The 17,218-nt window shown below is 32.4% G+C and carries 12 protein-coding genes; 9 read left to right on the forward strand and 3 right to left on the reverse strand.

Annotated features, from left to right (window positions below):
- Nucleotides 1-34 precede the first annotated feature (34 nt).
- A complete protein-coding gene (locus ACX0KU_RS08290) occupies nucleotides 35-736 on the reverse strand; it encodes a response regulator transcription factor (protein ID WP_472989337.1) in 702 nt (233 codons plus the stop codon).
- Nucleotides 737-1,019: 283 nt separating this feature from the next.
- Here ACX0KU_RS08290 and ACX0KU_RS08295 point away from each other — a divergent pair, with 283 nt between their 5' ends.
- Entirely contained in the window at nucleotides 1,020-2,243 is a 1,224-nt protein-coding gene (locus tag ACX0KU_RS08295) for an FMN-binding protein (RefSeq protein ID WP_472989338.1), read from the forward strand.
- Between the two features lie 115 nt (nucleotides 2,244-2,358).
- On the forward strand, nucleotides 2,359-4,335 hold the full coding sequence (locus ACX0KU_RS08300) for a carbohydrate-binding domain-containing protein (protein ID WP_472989339.1): 1,977 nt from the start codon (nucleotides 2,359-2,361) through the stop codon (nucleotides 4,333-4,335).
- A gap of 266 nt (nucleotides 4,336-4,601) precedes the next feature.
- On the opposite strand, the gene ACX0KU_RS08305 is transcribed toward ACX0KU_RS08300, so the two are convergent.
- Nucleotides 4,602-5,045, reverse strand: a complete 444-nt coding sequence (locus ACX0KU_RS08305; RefSeq protein WP_472989340.1) for a hypothetical protein — start codon at nucleotides 5,043-5,045, stop codon at nucleotides 4,602-4,604.
- A 219-nt stretch (nucleotides 5,046-5,264) separates the two neighbouring features.
- Here ACX0KU_RS08305 and ACX0KU_RS08310 point away from each other — a divergent pair, with 219 nt between their 5' ends.
- Nucleotides 5,265-5,390: a hypothetical protein gene (locus ACX0KU_RS08310; protein ID WP_472989341.1), complete on the forward strand. Its 126-nt coding sequence runs from the start codon at nucleotides 5,265-5,267 to the stop codon at nucleotides 5,388-5,390.
- A gap of 28 nt (nucleotides 5,391-5,418) precedes the next feature.
- Nucleotides 5,419-5,952: a hypothetical protein gene (locus ACX0KU_RS08315; RefSeq protein WP_472989343.1), complete on the forward strand. Its 534-nt coding sequence runs from the start codon at nucleotides 5,419-5,421 to the stop codon at nucleotides 5,950-5,952.
- Nucleotides 5,953-6,162: 210 nt separating this feature from the next.
- Here ACX0KU_RS08315 and ACX0KU_RS08320 read toward each other — a convergent pair whose 3' ends face one another.
- Entirely contained in the window at nucleotides 6,163-6,510 is a 348-nt protein-coding gene (locus tag ACX0KU_RS08320) for a L,D-transpeptidase (RefSeq protein ID WP_472989344.1), read from the reverse strand.
- Nucleotides 6,511-6,600: 90 nt separating this feature from the next.
- On the opposite strand from ACX0KU_RS08320, the gene ACX0KU_RS08325 reads away from it, so the two are divergent.
- From ACX0KU_RS08325 to ACX0KU_RS08345, 5 genes are all read left to right on the forward strand, one after another.
- Nucleotides 6,601-14,112, forward strand: a complete 7,512-nt coding sequence (locus ACX0KU_RS08325) for a DNRLRE domain-containing protein (RefSeq protein WP_472989345.1) — start codon at nucleotides 6,601-6,603, stop codon at nucleotides 14,110-14,112.
- 14 nt (nucleotides 14,113-14,126) lie between these two features.
- Entirely contained in the window at nucleotides 14,127-14,960 is an 834-nt protein-coding gene (locus ACX0KU_RS08330; RefSeq protein WP_472989347.1) for a hypothetical protein, read from the forward strand.
- Nucleotides 14,961-15,482: 522 nt separating this feature from the next.
- Complete coding sequence (locus ACX0KU_RS08335; RefSeq protein WP_472989348.1) at nucleotides 15,483-15,608, forward strand: hypothetical protein; 126 nt, start codon at nucleotides 15,483-15,485, stop codon at nucleotides 15,606-15,608.
- A 231-nt stretch (nucleotides 15,609-15,839) separates the two neighbouring features.
- Nucleotides 15,840-16,592: an RHS repeat-associated core domain-containing protein gene (locus ACX0KU_RS08340; protein WP_472989350.1), complete on the forward strand. Its 753-nt coding sequence runs from the start codon at nucleotides 15,840-15,842 to the stop codon at nucleotides 16,590-16,592.
- An 8-nt stretch (nucleotides 16,593-16,600) separates the two neighbouring features.
- A complete protein-coding gene (locus ACX0KU_RS08345) occupies nucleotides 16,601-17,035 on the forward strand; it encodes a hypothetical protein (RefSeq protein WP_472989351.1) in 435 nt (144 codons plus the stop codon).
- The last annotated feature ends 183 nt before the right edge of the window (nucleotides 17,036-17,218 follow it).

Here is a 17,218-nt window from a genome sequence, read left to right on the forward strand (position 1 = left end):
AAAATTTCAATAAGTATTAAAAAATATACTCCAATTATGAATTCTCAATAGGTATCTTGGAGGTTGAATCTTCTAATATATACCCAACGCCTCGTATAGTCTTTATAGTAACTTTTGAACTTAAGTGAGCCAGTTTCTTTCTTAAAAAAGAAATGTAAACTTCCACATGATTATGTTCAACTTCAGAATCAAAACCCCATAACTTTTCAATTATAAGCTCTTTTGACGTGGTCAAGTTTTTTCTTGTAATAAGGAGTTCTAAAAGCTCAGCTTCCTTAAGTATTAACTTGATTTCTTTATTTTCTTTAGTTAATTTCAAAGTAGAGATATTTAATTGTAAGTCACCAAAATTTAAGGAGTTATCTTGAAGTACTTCCCCTTTTCGTCTGGATATAGCTCTTATTCTAGCGAGCAGTTCTTCACTTGCAAAAGGTTTTGCTAAATAGTCATCCGCACCGCTATCAAGGCCTATTACTTTATCAGAAATCTCTCCTCTTGCAGTCAATAGTATTACAGGAGTAGATAGCCCTTCCTTTCTAATGTGCTTAAGAATACTTATGCCATCCATTTTAGGTAGCATAATATCTAAAATTATTAAATCATAAATGTCGCTTAAAGCATTATCTAAACCACTTTCACCATCATTAACAGCATCAACAGTATAGTTGGTTTTTCTTAATATTTGTGTCAGAGCCTCAGCTAATGGAAGCTCATCCTCTACTAACAAAATTCTCATGATAAATTCTCCTTCTGGATATATTCATTTAATTATATCATAAGAAACCTTTAATCAACCTTAAATAGGATTTATCTACTCTAACTTGTTTTATCAGTAAAATTTTAATTTAGCAAAGATATTTAAGGTTTATTTAAGGTTAGATTTTTAAAATAAACCTTAAGCAATAAAACTTTTAAAAATAATAAAGGAAGAGAAGTTAAATCAATAGTTCAGCTCTTTACTATGATATCAGATTTCGTTATCATAAATTTAAAATATGGATTTGAAAGGTAGGAATAAGATGAATATAAAAAGAGAAATGGTAAAAAAAATACGTTATGTTGTGCAAGCTTTCGGTATTCTGCTTACAATTATTGGACTTTTCACAGGTTATCCTATAGCTAAAGCGCTTTTATTAGTTATTACCTTTATTATGGCTCCTGTCTTTTGTGGATGGGTTTGTCCTTTTGGTACATTACAAGATTTCTTTGGAATAATAGGAGATAAATTAGGAATTAAAAAACGTATGATCCCTAAAAGTCTAAATAAAGTTTTAGTATGCTCACGGTATGTACTGTTGATTATTACTACATTTATTAGTATTGATTTTATTTTTAGTCTGTTTAAATTAGATCCTCGTAGCAACCTATCAGCGGTTCTTACAGGCAATAGTCTAACAGTAATAGGATGGATTGTCATTGGAATATTTCTTGGAATATCTTTATTTTTTAAAAGACCATTTTGCAATTATCTATGTATTGAAGGTGCTAAATATGGTTTAGTGAGCGCATTGAGGCCTATAACTATCATTAGAGATGAAAATTCCTGCGTTAATTGTGATAAATGCAACAGAGCATGTCCTATGAATATAGATGTGTCTTCCCATGGACAAGTGAGATCCTTGCAGTGTGTTAATTGTATGGAATGTGTTTTGGAATGTCCTATTAGTAATACCTTAACTGTAGGTATAGTACCAATTAAGGGAAAAAATAAAAAAATAGTCCTTCCTATAATTATTATTGGTGCCTTGTCAATATTTACGTTTATTATATACAGTAATATTAATTATGGCAGTTTAAATATAGGTGCATTATCTGGTGCTTTTAATGATAAATCAATGGCTATTGCTGGAGATAGTACAGTAGAATATGGGGATGCTGCAGGCATAGCTGATGGAGTTTATACAGGAACTGGCACAGGATTTAGAGGAGAAATGTCTGTTGAAGTCACTATAAAAGAGGAGCAAATTAATAAGATTGAAGTTACTAAAACAATAGATGATGCTAAATGGTTCGATAGGGCTTATAGTACTATAGCTTCTGAGATCATTTCTTCGCAGACAGCAGATGTGGATACGGTATCTGGAGCGACTTACTCTTCAATGGGAGTAAAAGAAGCTGTTGCAAATGCGTTAATAAATGCAGGTGGAAAGAATGTAGAAGCTATTGTTAATGATTTACCTAAAGAGGGTGGTTCCCATGGTAAAAGACCAAGATCTGAAGGAGGACATTTTAATAGAAACTAAATATATATTCATTTAAGGTTTGTTTAAGGTTCACTATATACAATGAAGATATCAAAACAACACTCTAGTTATAAAAACAAACATAAATGAATTAGTAAAGAAGGGGATATATACTATGAATAAAAAATCTATATATTATAAATTAACAACAGCATTTGTTTGCACTGCATTTTTGTATGGTTGTAGCGGCCAAAGCTCAGTATCAGAAAATAATACTTCTGCTGAACAGGTCAAAGCAAGTATTATTGGTAATAAAGCTGTAAAGACTGCTATAAGTGAAGTGATTACCTATGATAATGATGACACATATACTGAATGGAAAAATGGGAATCCCAATTATATTCAATTAAGTGTAACTAATGCTAGTTTAAAGGGCTCTGGAGCAGCGGTAAAGCAGGGTAAAATTACTATAACTGCTGCAGGAGTTTATGTAATTAGTGGTAAACTAGAGAATGGACAAATAGTTGTTGATGTTCAGAATAAAGGAACAGTTAGGCTTGTTTTAAATGGAGCGGAAATAAAGAGTTCTGATAATGCACCTATTTATGTAAAGAATGCGGGAAAGACAATTATTTCTCTTGAAGCTGGTACAGAAAATATTATAACAGACGGAACGAAATATACTTTAGAGGATTCTTCCACTGATGAGCCTAGTGCAGCAATATTTAGTAAGGATAATCTAGTTATAAATGGAAGTGGTAAATTAACTGTTAAGGCAAATTATAACGATGGAATTACTAGTAAGGATGATTTGAAAATTACGGGAGGAAATATTAAAATTACTTCAGTTGATGACGGTTTAGTGGGACGTGACATATTAGCAGTTAAAAAGGGTACTATAACCATAGAAGCTGGTGGAGATGCAATAAAATCTTCTAATGATGAAGACAATACTAAAGGGATTATAGCTATTGAAAATGGAACTTTTAATCTAAAAGCTGAAAAGGACGGAATACAAGCAGAAACAGCAGTACTTATAGCTGATGGTTCTTTTAATATTAATTCCGGTGGTGGAAGTGTAAATGGAACTAAAAAGGCTGAAGGGAATATGAGAGGTGCAGGAGGCCCGATGGGTGGCAAGGATAATAATTTTAATAGAACACCTCCTACAGAAAATGATAATACTAACTCCGATAAAACAGCTACTGCTGAAACAGAAACTGAAAGTAAAAAAGCAATAAAAGCTATTAGTGATATAGGGATTGCGGGAGGCACTTTCAATATAGATTCTGCAGATGATTCTATACACAGTAATAACAATGCTATTATAGAGAAAGGTAATTTTACAATTACTTCTGGTTATGATGGAATTCATGCCGATGCAACTTTAAGTATAAAGGGTGGAAAAATAAATATCACAAAGAGTTATGAAGGCATAGAGAGCGCTGTAATAACAATTTCAGATGGTGATATACATGTTACCTCTAGTGATGACGGTATAAATGCTGCTGGAGGAGCTGATGGCTCTAATAAGATTAATATAAATGGTGGATATATTGTAATTAATGCTAGTGGGGATGGCTTAGATGCAAATGGTTCAATATATATGACTAAAGGAACAGTAGTTGCATATGGACCAACATCTAATGGAAATGGAGTTTTAGATTATGATGGAACATTTGATATGACTGGTGGTTTCTTAGTAGCTGCTGGTAGTTCAGGAATGATACAGACACCTTCAGATAGTTCAACTCAATACTCAATAGAAATGACTTACCCACAGATTCAGGCAGCAGGAACTCTTGTAAACTTACAAAACAGTAAAGGAAAATCTATTGCAACCTTTGCACCTATAAAAGATTATCAAGCTGTAATTATTAGTTCACCTGAACTTAAAAAAGGGGAAAGTTATACACTTTACTCCGGTGGAAGTTCAACAACAACAGCAACTGACGGACTTTATACTAATGCTAAGTATGAAAATGGAACTAAAGTAGTAAGCTTTACTATTTCAAGTTCAGTAACTTGGCTTAATGAATCAGGAGTGACAACTGCTAAAAGCTCTATGCCAGGAGGAGGTCGTGGAGGTAAGGGAGAACAAAGAGGACAGAGACCAATAGTACCGCAAGATCAAGCTTCTCCTGCACAGTAAAATTAGTTATAGAATAATTAAATACAGCAATAGAATAGGGAAAGTTATTACTGTTTAAAGGTTTTTTAATAAAAGGTCTGTTTTGTTTATCAAAACAGACTTTTTTTATTCCTATGGCATAGGTAATAATATATTGATATGATGGAGTTAGAAGTAGAATAAACTGGGTAAGTATCATTATGACATAAAAAAAGCACCATAAACTTTTAGTGTTTATGACACTTTATAAGAATGTTGCGAATAATTCACAGTCTTTACCTACTTTATTACTCTTTATCATACCATCTCTGATAAAAATAAATAACTGGAACATAACCGAATTGCATAAGTAAAAGTCCAAAGTTACTCATGTTAACCATCTTGTAAAGACCAACTCTTTCAAAAATAAAGGGACTGATGATAAATGCTTGAATTGCTTCAAAAACTATATTAGTTCCAAAAAACAACCAAATCTTTGGATATGTAAAATAAAATACAAGTAATGTAGCAACAGGAAGCAGTCCATAATTGAAGGCTGAAATATTTTTAAGGAAAAATAAATTAGTTGTTACTGTCCACCAATTCCATTTTTCAGCAATCTGCCAGAAAATCGAAGTCAAAAATATCGTAAAAAATGTAACTGATAAAAACCGTTTTACTCTTTTTATGTCTAGAAAGAATAATACAAACCAAGGTACAATAAATGTAAACCATAATATAACTTGCGCCATACTTATTCACCTCCATAATATGTTATTATATTTTCATATCTTAATTAAATCTATGCATAAACGGAATAACTTTTATATATTGGTGTTAGTATAATATTGTACACACAGAGTAAAATCTGTAATTGTAAAGAAATGCAGGACTACATATTCTAAACATAAAATAGTAGAACAAGAAAATGTGCTCAAAAGAGATTTTGAAACTAAAAATATCAATGAAAAATGGGTATAAGTTGTTCAACTTTTTGTGTCCAAGATATTGACATAGAGCCAGAATTACAAGAGCTAAAAGAGACAAAAGAAATTCATAGAAGAGAACTAGAAAAAGTATGTAACCATGCAAACTAATATGGTATATTAGTAATAATTAGAGGGTATGACAAAAACGATGCAGTATATGTGGGTATTTTCACAGAATATAAAAGGAGGAAGAAATATAATGGGAGCAGAGTGTAAAAACTTATTTAAAATAGCAGGAAGTGTAGAGGATGTACATACATTTAGAGATGAAGTGATATCTATATTAAAAACAGGTTGTGCTGAGAGCATCCTATCAGATAAAAGAATCAGAAAATGTGATATTCTATTCTACGGAGATACATTTAAAACAATAGAAGAAAATGATAGAATACTATGGGGATCTATTGAAACCAATAAAGGTGATATGTCTGAGTTATTAGCTATACTTTCACAGGACAAAGATTTAAGAGTAGAGCTATGTGCAACTAATAATGAAGCTGATAAATTTTCTGTTATGAAAATACGTAATGGAAGAATAGAATTTTGTATTTCAACAGAGTACGTACACGATACAGAAGGTTTAGACGAGTTTTTAGCTATAGTAGAAAAACATTCAACAATACCTGTTGAAAAATTAGTTTGGGCAAAGATACTTAAGGCAATATCTTAATCTTGGACAAACTAATATGATAAAAATCATATTGAGCATGGGTGTTATATAATGAAGGGATTAATTTAGATATATAAGAAATTGAAGAAAATCAAAGAGAAATATATAACTAAATAATTTAGTAAAAATAGAGTTCATGATAATAAACAACATTATTATGAACTCATTTTCATTTTTGTTTATAAAAGGATACAATCATTATTTATTAGTTTAGACAATTTTCACAGGGGTTCCAATTGGGACTAAATTAGCTAGCTCAAGAACATTAGCATTACTGAGTCTGATACATCCATTAGATACAGCCTTTCCTATAGAAGATGGATTATTAGTTCCGTGAATACCATAACCAGGTTTTGATAAACCTAGCCATCGTACCCCGAAAGGACCTCCTGGATTTACAGCTCTATTAATAATAGTAAAATCCCCTCTAGGAGTAGGTGTGGAAGGTTTACCGAATGACCTGATACCGGGGTAAAAGGTTAAATTTATCAAAAGTAAATTAACATAACAAGGAACATATAACACTATAATAATGTCCTGTAACATAGTAGCTAACACGACATATATTACTCCTTGAAGTAGGCGTATATTTCGTAATAAACTTTAGTTAATAAATTATTAATATTTAACTAAAGAGGAGGAAATATAGTGAACAGTTACAGAAGATTAATATCTAGGCTACTTATAGCTGTTTTTATTGTTACCGCTTTCCCCACCCAGGTACTTGCGGAAACACTAAATAGTCAAAGTAAACAAGCCTATGTAGAACCACAGTTAAGTGAAACAGAAGTACAAGCTAGTAAAGCAAAAAATCCACCTAAAATACTTAAAGAGGTGGAAGAAAAAAGAGAAGAAAACATAAAGCATTTTCTGCTAGATGATAATACATATGAAGCGGTGATATATGAGGATCCAGTTCACTACAAAGAAAATGGGAAGTGGCAGGATATAGATAACTCATTAGTTGAAGCTAAGGATAAACAAGGTAATAGTCTCCTTGAAAATAAGAAAAATGACTTTAAGGTTAAAATAGATAAAAAGTCAAATTCAGAAAAACTAGTAAGCATAAACAAAGATAAATATGAAATATCCTGGAAAATAAGTAAGAGCAAAAATAGCTATGACAAAGTGAAAAAAGCTAAAGAGCTTAAAGAAGTTAAAGAGGAAAACGGAGAAAATGATATATTAAATGAACAGAAAACAGAAGTTTCTGAGAATGAAGAGGAAGAAGAAAGTACTGTTCTAGAAGAAAGTCTTATTAAAGAAGTAGAAGCTGAAGTAGTGGAGACAGCTCCAAAGGAAAGTATCTTTAGCTTAACTAAAAAAGACGAAGATGAAGATAAAAAAAATTTAAAGAACATAAGCTCAAAAGTTAAGTATGAAAATATAGAAGATAAAGTAAATCTTGAATATAATGTTACATCTAAAAAAGTTAAAGAATCCATAGTTTTAAATGAAAAAATAGACAATCCTAACTTTGAATTTATTTTAAAAGCTAAGAATTTAACTGCAAAATTGAATGAAGATAAAAGCATTAGCTTTTATGATAGCCTAAATAATAAGAAGCTCGTATACACTATGGAATCACCTTATATGTACGACAACATAGGAGAGTTAAGTCAAGATATAGAAGTTATATTAGAGGAAAAAGGTAATAATTATATTTTAACTCTTTTACCAAATAAAGAATGGCTAGATAGTGAAAAAAGAGTACACCCTATAACGATAGATCCAACCATAGGAACGCCTCAAGATATAAACAGTATTAAAGACAGCTATGTAGCTGAGGGAGTACCAGGTAATAACTATGGTGGAATTGAGTTTTTACAAGTAGGTAAGGGAAGCGTTACTGGGACTAATAGGTCTTATATATCTTTCAACTTACCTACTATAAAATCTACAAATATAATTACAGAAGCTTATTTATATTTGTGGTTAAATCAAGCAAATTCTACACCGACTCAAATAGATGTTCATAAAGTTAATTCAGCATGGAATTCAGGTACAATAACTTGGAACAATAAACCAGGATTTAATTCTAAGATAGAGGATTATGATATTGTAAGCGGAGATCAATATTCTGGTTTTATGTGGGATATAACCTCTATTGCAAAAGAATGGACATCCACAGGAATAAACAATGGATTAATGCTTAAAAATCATAATGAAGCTACTGGATATAGTCAGTTCATTTCTTCCGATTCCCAAAGTGGGCTTTTAATAGGAAGACCAAAAGCTAGTATAGTTTATACTGATAGTACAGGACTGGAAGGTTACTGGACGTATCATTCACAAAATGTAGGAAGAGCTGGTACAGGCTATGTTAATGATTATAATGGTAACTTAATATTTGTTCACAATGATCTATCTATGAATGGAAATAGAATGCCTATTTCTTTATCCCATGTATTTAATAGCAATGAAAAAGCTACAAGTACAGGGTATGGTAATGGATGGAGATTAAATTTAAGTCAAAGAGTATTGCCTGAAACAATTGCAGGAATTCAATACTATGCTTATACAGATGAAGATGGAACAAAGCATTATTTAAAATATAATTCTACAGAACAAGTATACAAAGATGAAACAGGCATTGATATTACTATGACTATAAACTCCTCTAGCACAAATGAAAGATACAGAATAAAAGACAAGAAAGATAATCAACTTTTATTTACAGCTAGTGGGTATCTTTATAAGATACAAGATAATAATGGTAATGCTTTAATATTAAGTTATGAAGGTACAGTTTTAAAGTCTGTAACTGATGGATCGGGTAGAGTAACAACTTTTGATGTAAGTGAATATGGATACTTATTAGGAATAATTGATCCAAGTGGCAGAAGGACAAGCTTTGCATACAATGGAACAAAATTATCAAGAATAACTTATCCAGATGAGAAGTTTACTACATATACTTATAATACCCATAATAATTTAGAATCTGTTAAAAACTTTGATGGCTATAAAATGAGCTATGTATATTATGACGTAGTTCCTTATCGTGTAAAACAAATAATAGAGACTAACAAAGATAACTCAGCTGGAGAAGGAATAAATATTAAATACGGATATAATAGCACAACATATAATGATCACAGAGGAAATAAGGAGATATATCAATTTAATAATTCTGGAAACACTATAGCTATAAGAGATGATGAAGGAAATGCCCTTTATTATGATTATGGTAAAGACCAATCAACAAAGAATAAGCTCTCTTTTGGGTCAAAACTTCAAAAGTCAATAATGAATTATGTAAAGAACCATAATGCAGAAATAGTAGGAAATTGGACAGCAGTAAATGATGGAAATACTAATGGTTCATCAACTTATGATACTACAATTAAGTATCGAGGAGCACAGTCTTTAAAAACTGAAAAACTAGATAATTTAAACAGACGTTTTCATAAGCAGCAAGTAACTTTAACTAAAGGAAATACCTATACATTATCTGCTTATATAAAGACTGATAATGTATCAAATGATAATAAAAAAGGTGCAGCAGTATTTGTAACCTACCAAGATGAAACTGGAGCTACAAAAAATGTATATTCTGACTATGTTTCAGGATCAAATGATTGGAAAAGAGAAGAAGTAACCTTTACTCTTCCAGGAAGTTCAACATCAAATATAGTTGAAGTAAATGTAGGTATAGTAAATGAGAGTGGAGCTGCTTATTTTGATGCTATTCAGTTAGAGGATGGATCACTGGCTAACCGCTACAATATGTTAGAAAATCCTAACTTTATTCATGAAACAGGTGGAAACCCAGAGTTTTGGAGTAAAAATCCTTATACAGACAGTAATGATATGGTATTAACTTCTTCAGATTCCTCATATCCTATAAAACTAGATAATAGTAAAAAGGTATTTAGAATTAACGGACGTGCATCACTAAATAAGAATATATACCAAAAGATAAATCAATCAGGTAATATTGGAGATGTATTTGTTGTATCAGGCTGGGCAAAGGGAGACTCTGTACCCTTAGGAGGAAATAGATACTTTGCACTAGATGTAGGTATAGAAAAACTAGATGGATCCTATGAATGGAAGGTAATCCCTTTCAATGAAGACTCCACGGAGTGGCAGTATACATCAAAGAAGATAGTTACGGGAGTGCAATATAAGAGTATAACCTTCTATGCCCTTTACTATGGGAATGAAAACACAGCATACTTTGATGGACTTCAGCTATACAAAGAAGAATTTGGACAGAGTTATCAGTATGATAGTAAAGGAAATTTAATATCTACTGAAGATTTAGCGAAGCAAAAATCGCAATTTCAATATTCAGCTAGTAATGACCTAATTAAATCTACAAATATAAATGGTGGAGAGTTTAATTATATATATGATTCTAAACACAATATAAAAGAAGCTACTTCATCTGAAAATGTAAAATACAGCTTTCAATATGATGATAGTGAAAATGGAAATGGAAATGTTACAAAATCAACAATAGGAGATCCAAGTGGAATCACTATACAATCTGAAGCAGAATACACACCAGATGGAAATTATCTAAGTGAAATAAAGGATTCCTCTGGAAACAAGGTAAGCTATAATTATGATACAACTAAAGGAAATTTAGTTAAAACTACTGATGCGAGAGGAAATTCAGTATTCTATTCTTATGACTCTATGGATAGGTTGACAAAGGTAGAGACTAAAGGACTTGAAGTATTTTCACTTACAAACAGTGTAACAGGAACAAGGGGTACAACTCCTTATATAAATGATGCTATTTTTGATGATGACGAAAATGGAAAGTTTGTATTAAGGGCAATAGATAATAAAAGGCTTGTATACTCTCTAGGCCTTGGACTAAATTCAGGTACTATGGCAACTTGGGTAAAACCAGGCACTAGCACTACTTCAAGATATATACTTGATTCTCAAGGAGCTAGTTCCTCAGTTTTAAGCATATATCTAGACACAAACAATAAGATAAATTTAGCTGTAAGAAATAGTAGTGATAATGGTTGGAATCCAGTTATACCAGGGACAAGTACTGTAGCTGTAGCTGCAGATACATGGAATTATGTAGCTGTTACTTGGAGCAAAAGTGAAGATAATAAACTTACCTTTAATTTATATTTAAATGGGGAGGTATATACAAAAAACGGCATAGATGCGGATACTATAAAGAACTTTGCAGGAGCAACTACTTCTCTAGGTATGCATAATAGTGGAGCTTACTCAGTAAATGGATTAATGGATCAGTTTATATACTCAGGAAGTGCTCTAACAGGAGATGAAATAAGTGATATACGTGATGATGGAAGAGGAAATTATGAAGAAGAAGCATCAAGTATAAAAAACACTTATACCTATAAAGATGATAAGATAAAAACAGTAGAACACAATGGCTTTAGCTACACTTTCAACTACGACGATGTAGGTAATAATAAAGGGGTTAGCATAGGAGGTCAAAACTTAATCACTAATGAATATCAACTTAGAACAAAGCTTCTTAAAAGCTCTACCTACGGTAATGGAGCAAGTGTATCTTATCAATATGATAGTGAAGATAGAATTAGTTCTAAATCAACTAATAATGGTAAGAATTATGAGTATTCTTATGACGCCAACGGAAACTTAGGACTTCTTAAAGAAACAGTAGGTGGCACAAGCATAGATTATAGATATTTATATGATGCCTCAGATAGACTTGTAAAGGTAAAAGAGTCTAATGGCAATGTAATGTCTTATAACTATGATAAAGGAAGTAATTTAAGTACTTTCCAGGAGAAAGTAAATGGAATAGGATATATAACTTCTTATGATTATGATAAGGATAATAGAATAACAGATATATACTATAAAAATCCATTAATGAATAGTGAAGGGACAGAATATTTCCCACTAAACAATAGTCTTATAGGATCAAGAGGAACAAAGCCTTATAGTATAGGTATTGGCTCTGAAAAATATGAAAAAGATACAACAATAACTGACTCGGAGATAAAACAAAAAAGAGTGCTTAAAACTGACTCAAATACAAAGATCCTTTATGATTTGGGAATAAAACAAGATAAAGGTACTATGGGAGTATGGTTTAAAACCGAAGGTGGTACAAGTTCAAGATATATATTAGATTCAAGGGGAGAAGACAATTCAGTCTTAAGTATGTATCTAGATGCAAACAATAAGTTAAATTTAGCCGTAAGAAATAGTGCAGGAGTCTGGGTACCTCTAGTACCATCAACAGAAGCTGTAGCCCTAAATACATGGAATTATGCAGCGTTTACTTGGAGTTTATCAGGAACAACTTTAAATGTAAAACTATATGTAAATGATGAAGAGTATTCAGCAAGTACTACAGACTTTAAAGACTTCTCAGGAGCAAAGACAGCTCTATGCGGAACTGTATCAGGAACCCACCAGCTAGATGGACAGTTAGAAGGACTAAGCACTTACAATAAAGCACTAACTTCTGAAGAAGTAGATTCAATATATGAAGCAGGTAGAAATAATAAAGTAAATTTCAAGTATGACAACTTAGGAAGACTAACACATAGAACAGTAAATACAGGGGTAGTAGATTTTGTAACAAAATATAGCTTTGAAGCTGGAAAAGAAGAAAATATAACTACCACAAGGGTAAGTGAAATAGATAATAACTCAAAGAAAATAGCCTACACTTATGACCAAAATGGTAATATAAAAACAATTACTGAAGATGAAAAAGTAATAACTTATTATTATGATGAGCTGAATCAGTTAATAAGAGAAGATAATAAGGTACTAGACAAGACAATAACCTACACTTATGATGCTGGTGGAAATATGCTAAATAAAACAGAATATGCATATACAACAGGAACATTAGGAGAAGTAACGTCAACAGTAAGCTATGGATATACGGATTCTAATTGGAAAGATAAGCTTACAAAATACAATGAGAAACCTATAACCTATGATGCCATAGGGAATCCAGAAACCTATGATAACTACACATTTACTTGGGAGCAAGGAAGGCAGCTAGCAGGAATAAATATTGGCGGTAAAAATATAAGCTTCAAGTATAATGTAGATGGAATAAGAACAGAGAAAACAGTAGATGGAGTAACAACAAAATATCGTCTTGTAGGTGATAAGGTAACATTTGAAGATAATGTTACTGATAAGATATATTACACCTATGATGCTTCAAGTGACCTTGTATCTATGAACCTTAATGGTGTAGAATATTGGTATATAAGGAATGCTCAAGGGGATATTATTGGTTTATTTGATGAAAATGGAGCTACAGTTGCTTCTTATACCTATGATTCTTGGGGGAAGCTTATATCCATAAAGGATGGAAATAATAATGATATAACAAATGATGAAACAAGTGTAGGATATAAGAATCCGTATAGATATCGAGGCTATAGGTATGATACAGAGACTAAGTTGTACTATCTGAATTCAAGATATTATAATCCGGAGTGGGGTAGGTTTATTAATGCGGATGCAGCTGTAGGACAAACAGGAAGTATCCAAGGACATAATATGTTCCAGTATTGTTTTAATAACCCTGTAAATATGGATGACCCAAGTGGATACTGGCCAAAGTTAAGTACAATATTAACTGCTGTGGCAGTTGTAGCAACAGTGGTTGCTATAGGGGCAGTTGTTGTTGCAACTGCAGGAGCGGCAGCACCAGCATTTGCTTTGGCTGGTGGGGCTGTTCTTGGAGGTTCGGCAGGTGGAGCTGCAGGTGTAGCAGCTGCTGCTGGAGTGGTAGCTATTGGTGCAGGTGCAGCATCTGTTGGTGTAAAAGCCGTAGAAAAATCTATGAGTCGGAGTTCTACACAAAGCTATACGGTATATGCTTTAGCTGATGACAATGGGGAGGTTAAATATGTTGGTAGAACTAAAAATTTTAATACCAGAATGAAGCAACATCAAAAACCAGGTAGTAGAACTGAAGGACTTACCCCAAAAGTAAGAATAGATAACTTAAGCTATGCCCAGGCAAGAGGATTAGAGCAACTTGGCATGACTTACTATCATACGAGGGCATTTATGGGTGAAAATGGAAAAAACCTGATAAATGGTATCAGCCCAAAAAGGTGGGGAACAACTCCGTATCTAGATGCTGGTAGGGCTATGTCTGGATATCTATATAATCAAATATCAAATGAAATACTTTGCTGGACTGAATAGGAGGAAACAAATTTATGGGAACGTGGGGACCAAAGCTTTATCAAGATGATATAGCTGAAGATGTTAGAAGTTATTATAAGGACCAATTGAAGAGAGGAAAGTCAAATGATGAAGTGACAAATGAATTGATAGAACAGAGTAGAGATATTATTAGTGATCAAGACGATGCTCCAATTTTCTGGTTTGCACTAGCTGATACACAATGGGACTTAGGTAGACTATTAAACCGGGTAAGAGAAAATGCTCTAGAGTGTCTTCGTAATGCCTCCAACTTGGAAAGGTGGAAAAATGAAAGTCCAAAGGAATATGAATTGAGAAGGAAGATTTTAGAGGAACTAGAAATCAAGTTAAATTCACCTATGCCACCTGAAAAAAAGGTTTCTCAGTACAAATTGTATAAGTGTGAATGGAAAATTGGTGATGTATTTGCCTATAAATTTGAAGAAAATTATGCAATAGAAAATGGTTTTGGCGGGAGGTTTGCAATCATTTGTAAGGCTGATGAAGGTATATGGAGTCCAGGACATGTAATACCCATAGTTTACATTAAGCTTTCGAATGGGACTGAACTCCCAAAATCTGAGTCTGATATTGAAAAATGTGAATTTGTAAGAACAACTCTTGCAAGAAGAAAGCCAGAATATAGGATGCAACTCCTTTCAACTTCTAGGAGAATAATACCGAATGACAAGTTGATTTATATTGGGAACTTTACAAATTTGTCTACACCAAATGATGAATATATTATTCATGACAAAGTAAGCATCGTTACATGTAATTGGTCAAAATTTGAAGAAACTGTTATTAATAAGTATTTAAACCTTAATAATCGTTATCTAAACAAGTAATATTTAAATTTAACTGTCCGATGACATTGTACATGAAAAACTTTTAAGGTGCTGAATACATGATTTAAAAGAAAGGGCTAAAAGCGTAAAGCCTAGTGCCACGGATGAATGACAAGGAGCCAACTTCCAGTGACTTTCTATCATCTCAGAGGAAGATTTTAAAGGAGTAGTACTAAAGTATAAGATCTCAATGTAGAAAAGAAAAAAGCATTTTAATATATCTATAAGTGTAATCTAAAGTTCCTAGCAATATGTATATCATATGTTGCTAGGAATTTTAGATTAATTATGAATGACTTTTAAAAAGGTGATAAAATCACCACCCGTAGGAGTTGTGGTCAGTGCTTATAAAATATGATTAGAAGCAACTGTGTCATATATGAAAACTTTCAGAGTAATATATAAGATTCATAAAAACTTTTTTATAGTAGAAAAAATAGCCGTAGGCGAATTCAGCTTAGAAAATTACTAGTTATATAGAAAGTTATAATGGATAAGTAGCTATAATTTCTGAAGAAGTTAATGCAATATTATACTTATGATGCTTCAAGTGACCTTGTATCTATGAACCTTAATGGTGTAGAATATTGGTATATAAGGAATGCTCAAGGAGATATAATAGGACTACATGATAAACAGAGTTCTTAGCCTCAGAGGAAAGGGTTTATCTCCGCTGAGGCTTAGAAATCGTTATCCAGGGATGTAGCTGCCGTTGCCTCCCACTTTTAGGAAAGATGGGAGTATTACGGCAGGTAGTCATCTGATAAAGATGGTGTTCAGGTTGTAAGCTATGTTTATGATAGTTGGGGTAAACCCTTTGTAACCTATGCAGAGGAAAATAATGCAGGTGATACTATTAAAGATGGTATAACTGGATCAATGGCAAATACTGTAGGAGTTAAGAATCCTTATAGATATCGAGGATATAGGTATGATACAGAGACTAGGCTATATTATCTGCAAAGTCGTTACTATAATCCTGAATGGGGAAGGTTTGTTAATACGGATGCTATAGTGGGTAAAACTGGTAAGTTATTAGCGCATAATATGTTTGCATATTGTATGAATAACCCAGTAAATATGGTAGATCCAAGTGGGTTCGAAGCGTATTGGGGAGAGTTTAGAAAGATGGAGGCGGAACTTAATAGACAAGAAATTATTGGTATTGTAAAAGCGGCAGAACCTCCAAATACTAACATACCTAGTGCGATATCGGGAACATTAACAACTGTGGTAGGGAGTAAAACTAAAAAGATTAGTGCATATACTGATGCTGATTCAATTATACGACTTTATCCATCTGCGCAAAAAATACAACCATATTTAAAAGGAGCTAACTTTGCATCAAAAGCATTCACAGTCTTTACAGCAACATTGGACATAAGCCATACTTGGGATTCTAATGTAAAGCTTACAACTAGCCAAAGAGTTACAAAGACATTAGTGCAAATTGGAGGAATTGCGGCAGGAGCCGCTGTTGGTGCGATTGCATCAGGGCCGTTATTGGCTGCGGGTATAACAGCTGGCGGAATTTCATTCTGGGGAGCTGTGATAGGGGCTACTGCAATTGATATTGGAGCAGGAATACTTATAAATAAAGGACAAGATATTATTTATAAAAAATTGGAATAGGTGATAGTATGAAGTATAAAAATAGTATATTAATTATGATTCTTTCGTTATTAGCATTAGTTGTATTTGGTTATTGTTTTATTTATTTGCAAGAGAGTATGGAGTACAAGGTATATGGTATTGTGTCTGTAGTTATCTTATCAATACTGTACATATTTGTAGTTTTTGAATACTATCAAATAAACGAAGAAAGTATAGTACATGTAAAAAAAATGGGGTTTGAAAGAAAAGAAGCATTTTGGAAAGAAATTAACCAAATTTATGTTCAGCCAAATGATATATTTACGGCGGTTGAAATTCGATACGGTAGGATAAGTGAGAATTCTATTGTAATAAATGCTGGTGTGAAGAATTACAAAGAATTAGTAAAAATAGTTTTAGATAAAACTAAGAATAATCCTAAGATTTCTGTAGATATTAAAATTCATAAATTATTAAGATAAAATAACAAGTGGGTTTTATAAAGAAATTTCTTTATGAACTTATAATTTAGCAATGGTCATAAAATACATGAGAGATTATGGTTTTAGAATATTACAATGAGAGATAACTGTCAGGTGAAAAAGATGTTCTATAAACCTTAACTCAATAGTAATAAGGAATTACTGGAGCAATAACCTAAAAGA

This window comes from Clostridium sp. X (assembly GCF_055755365.1).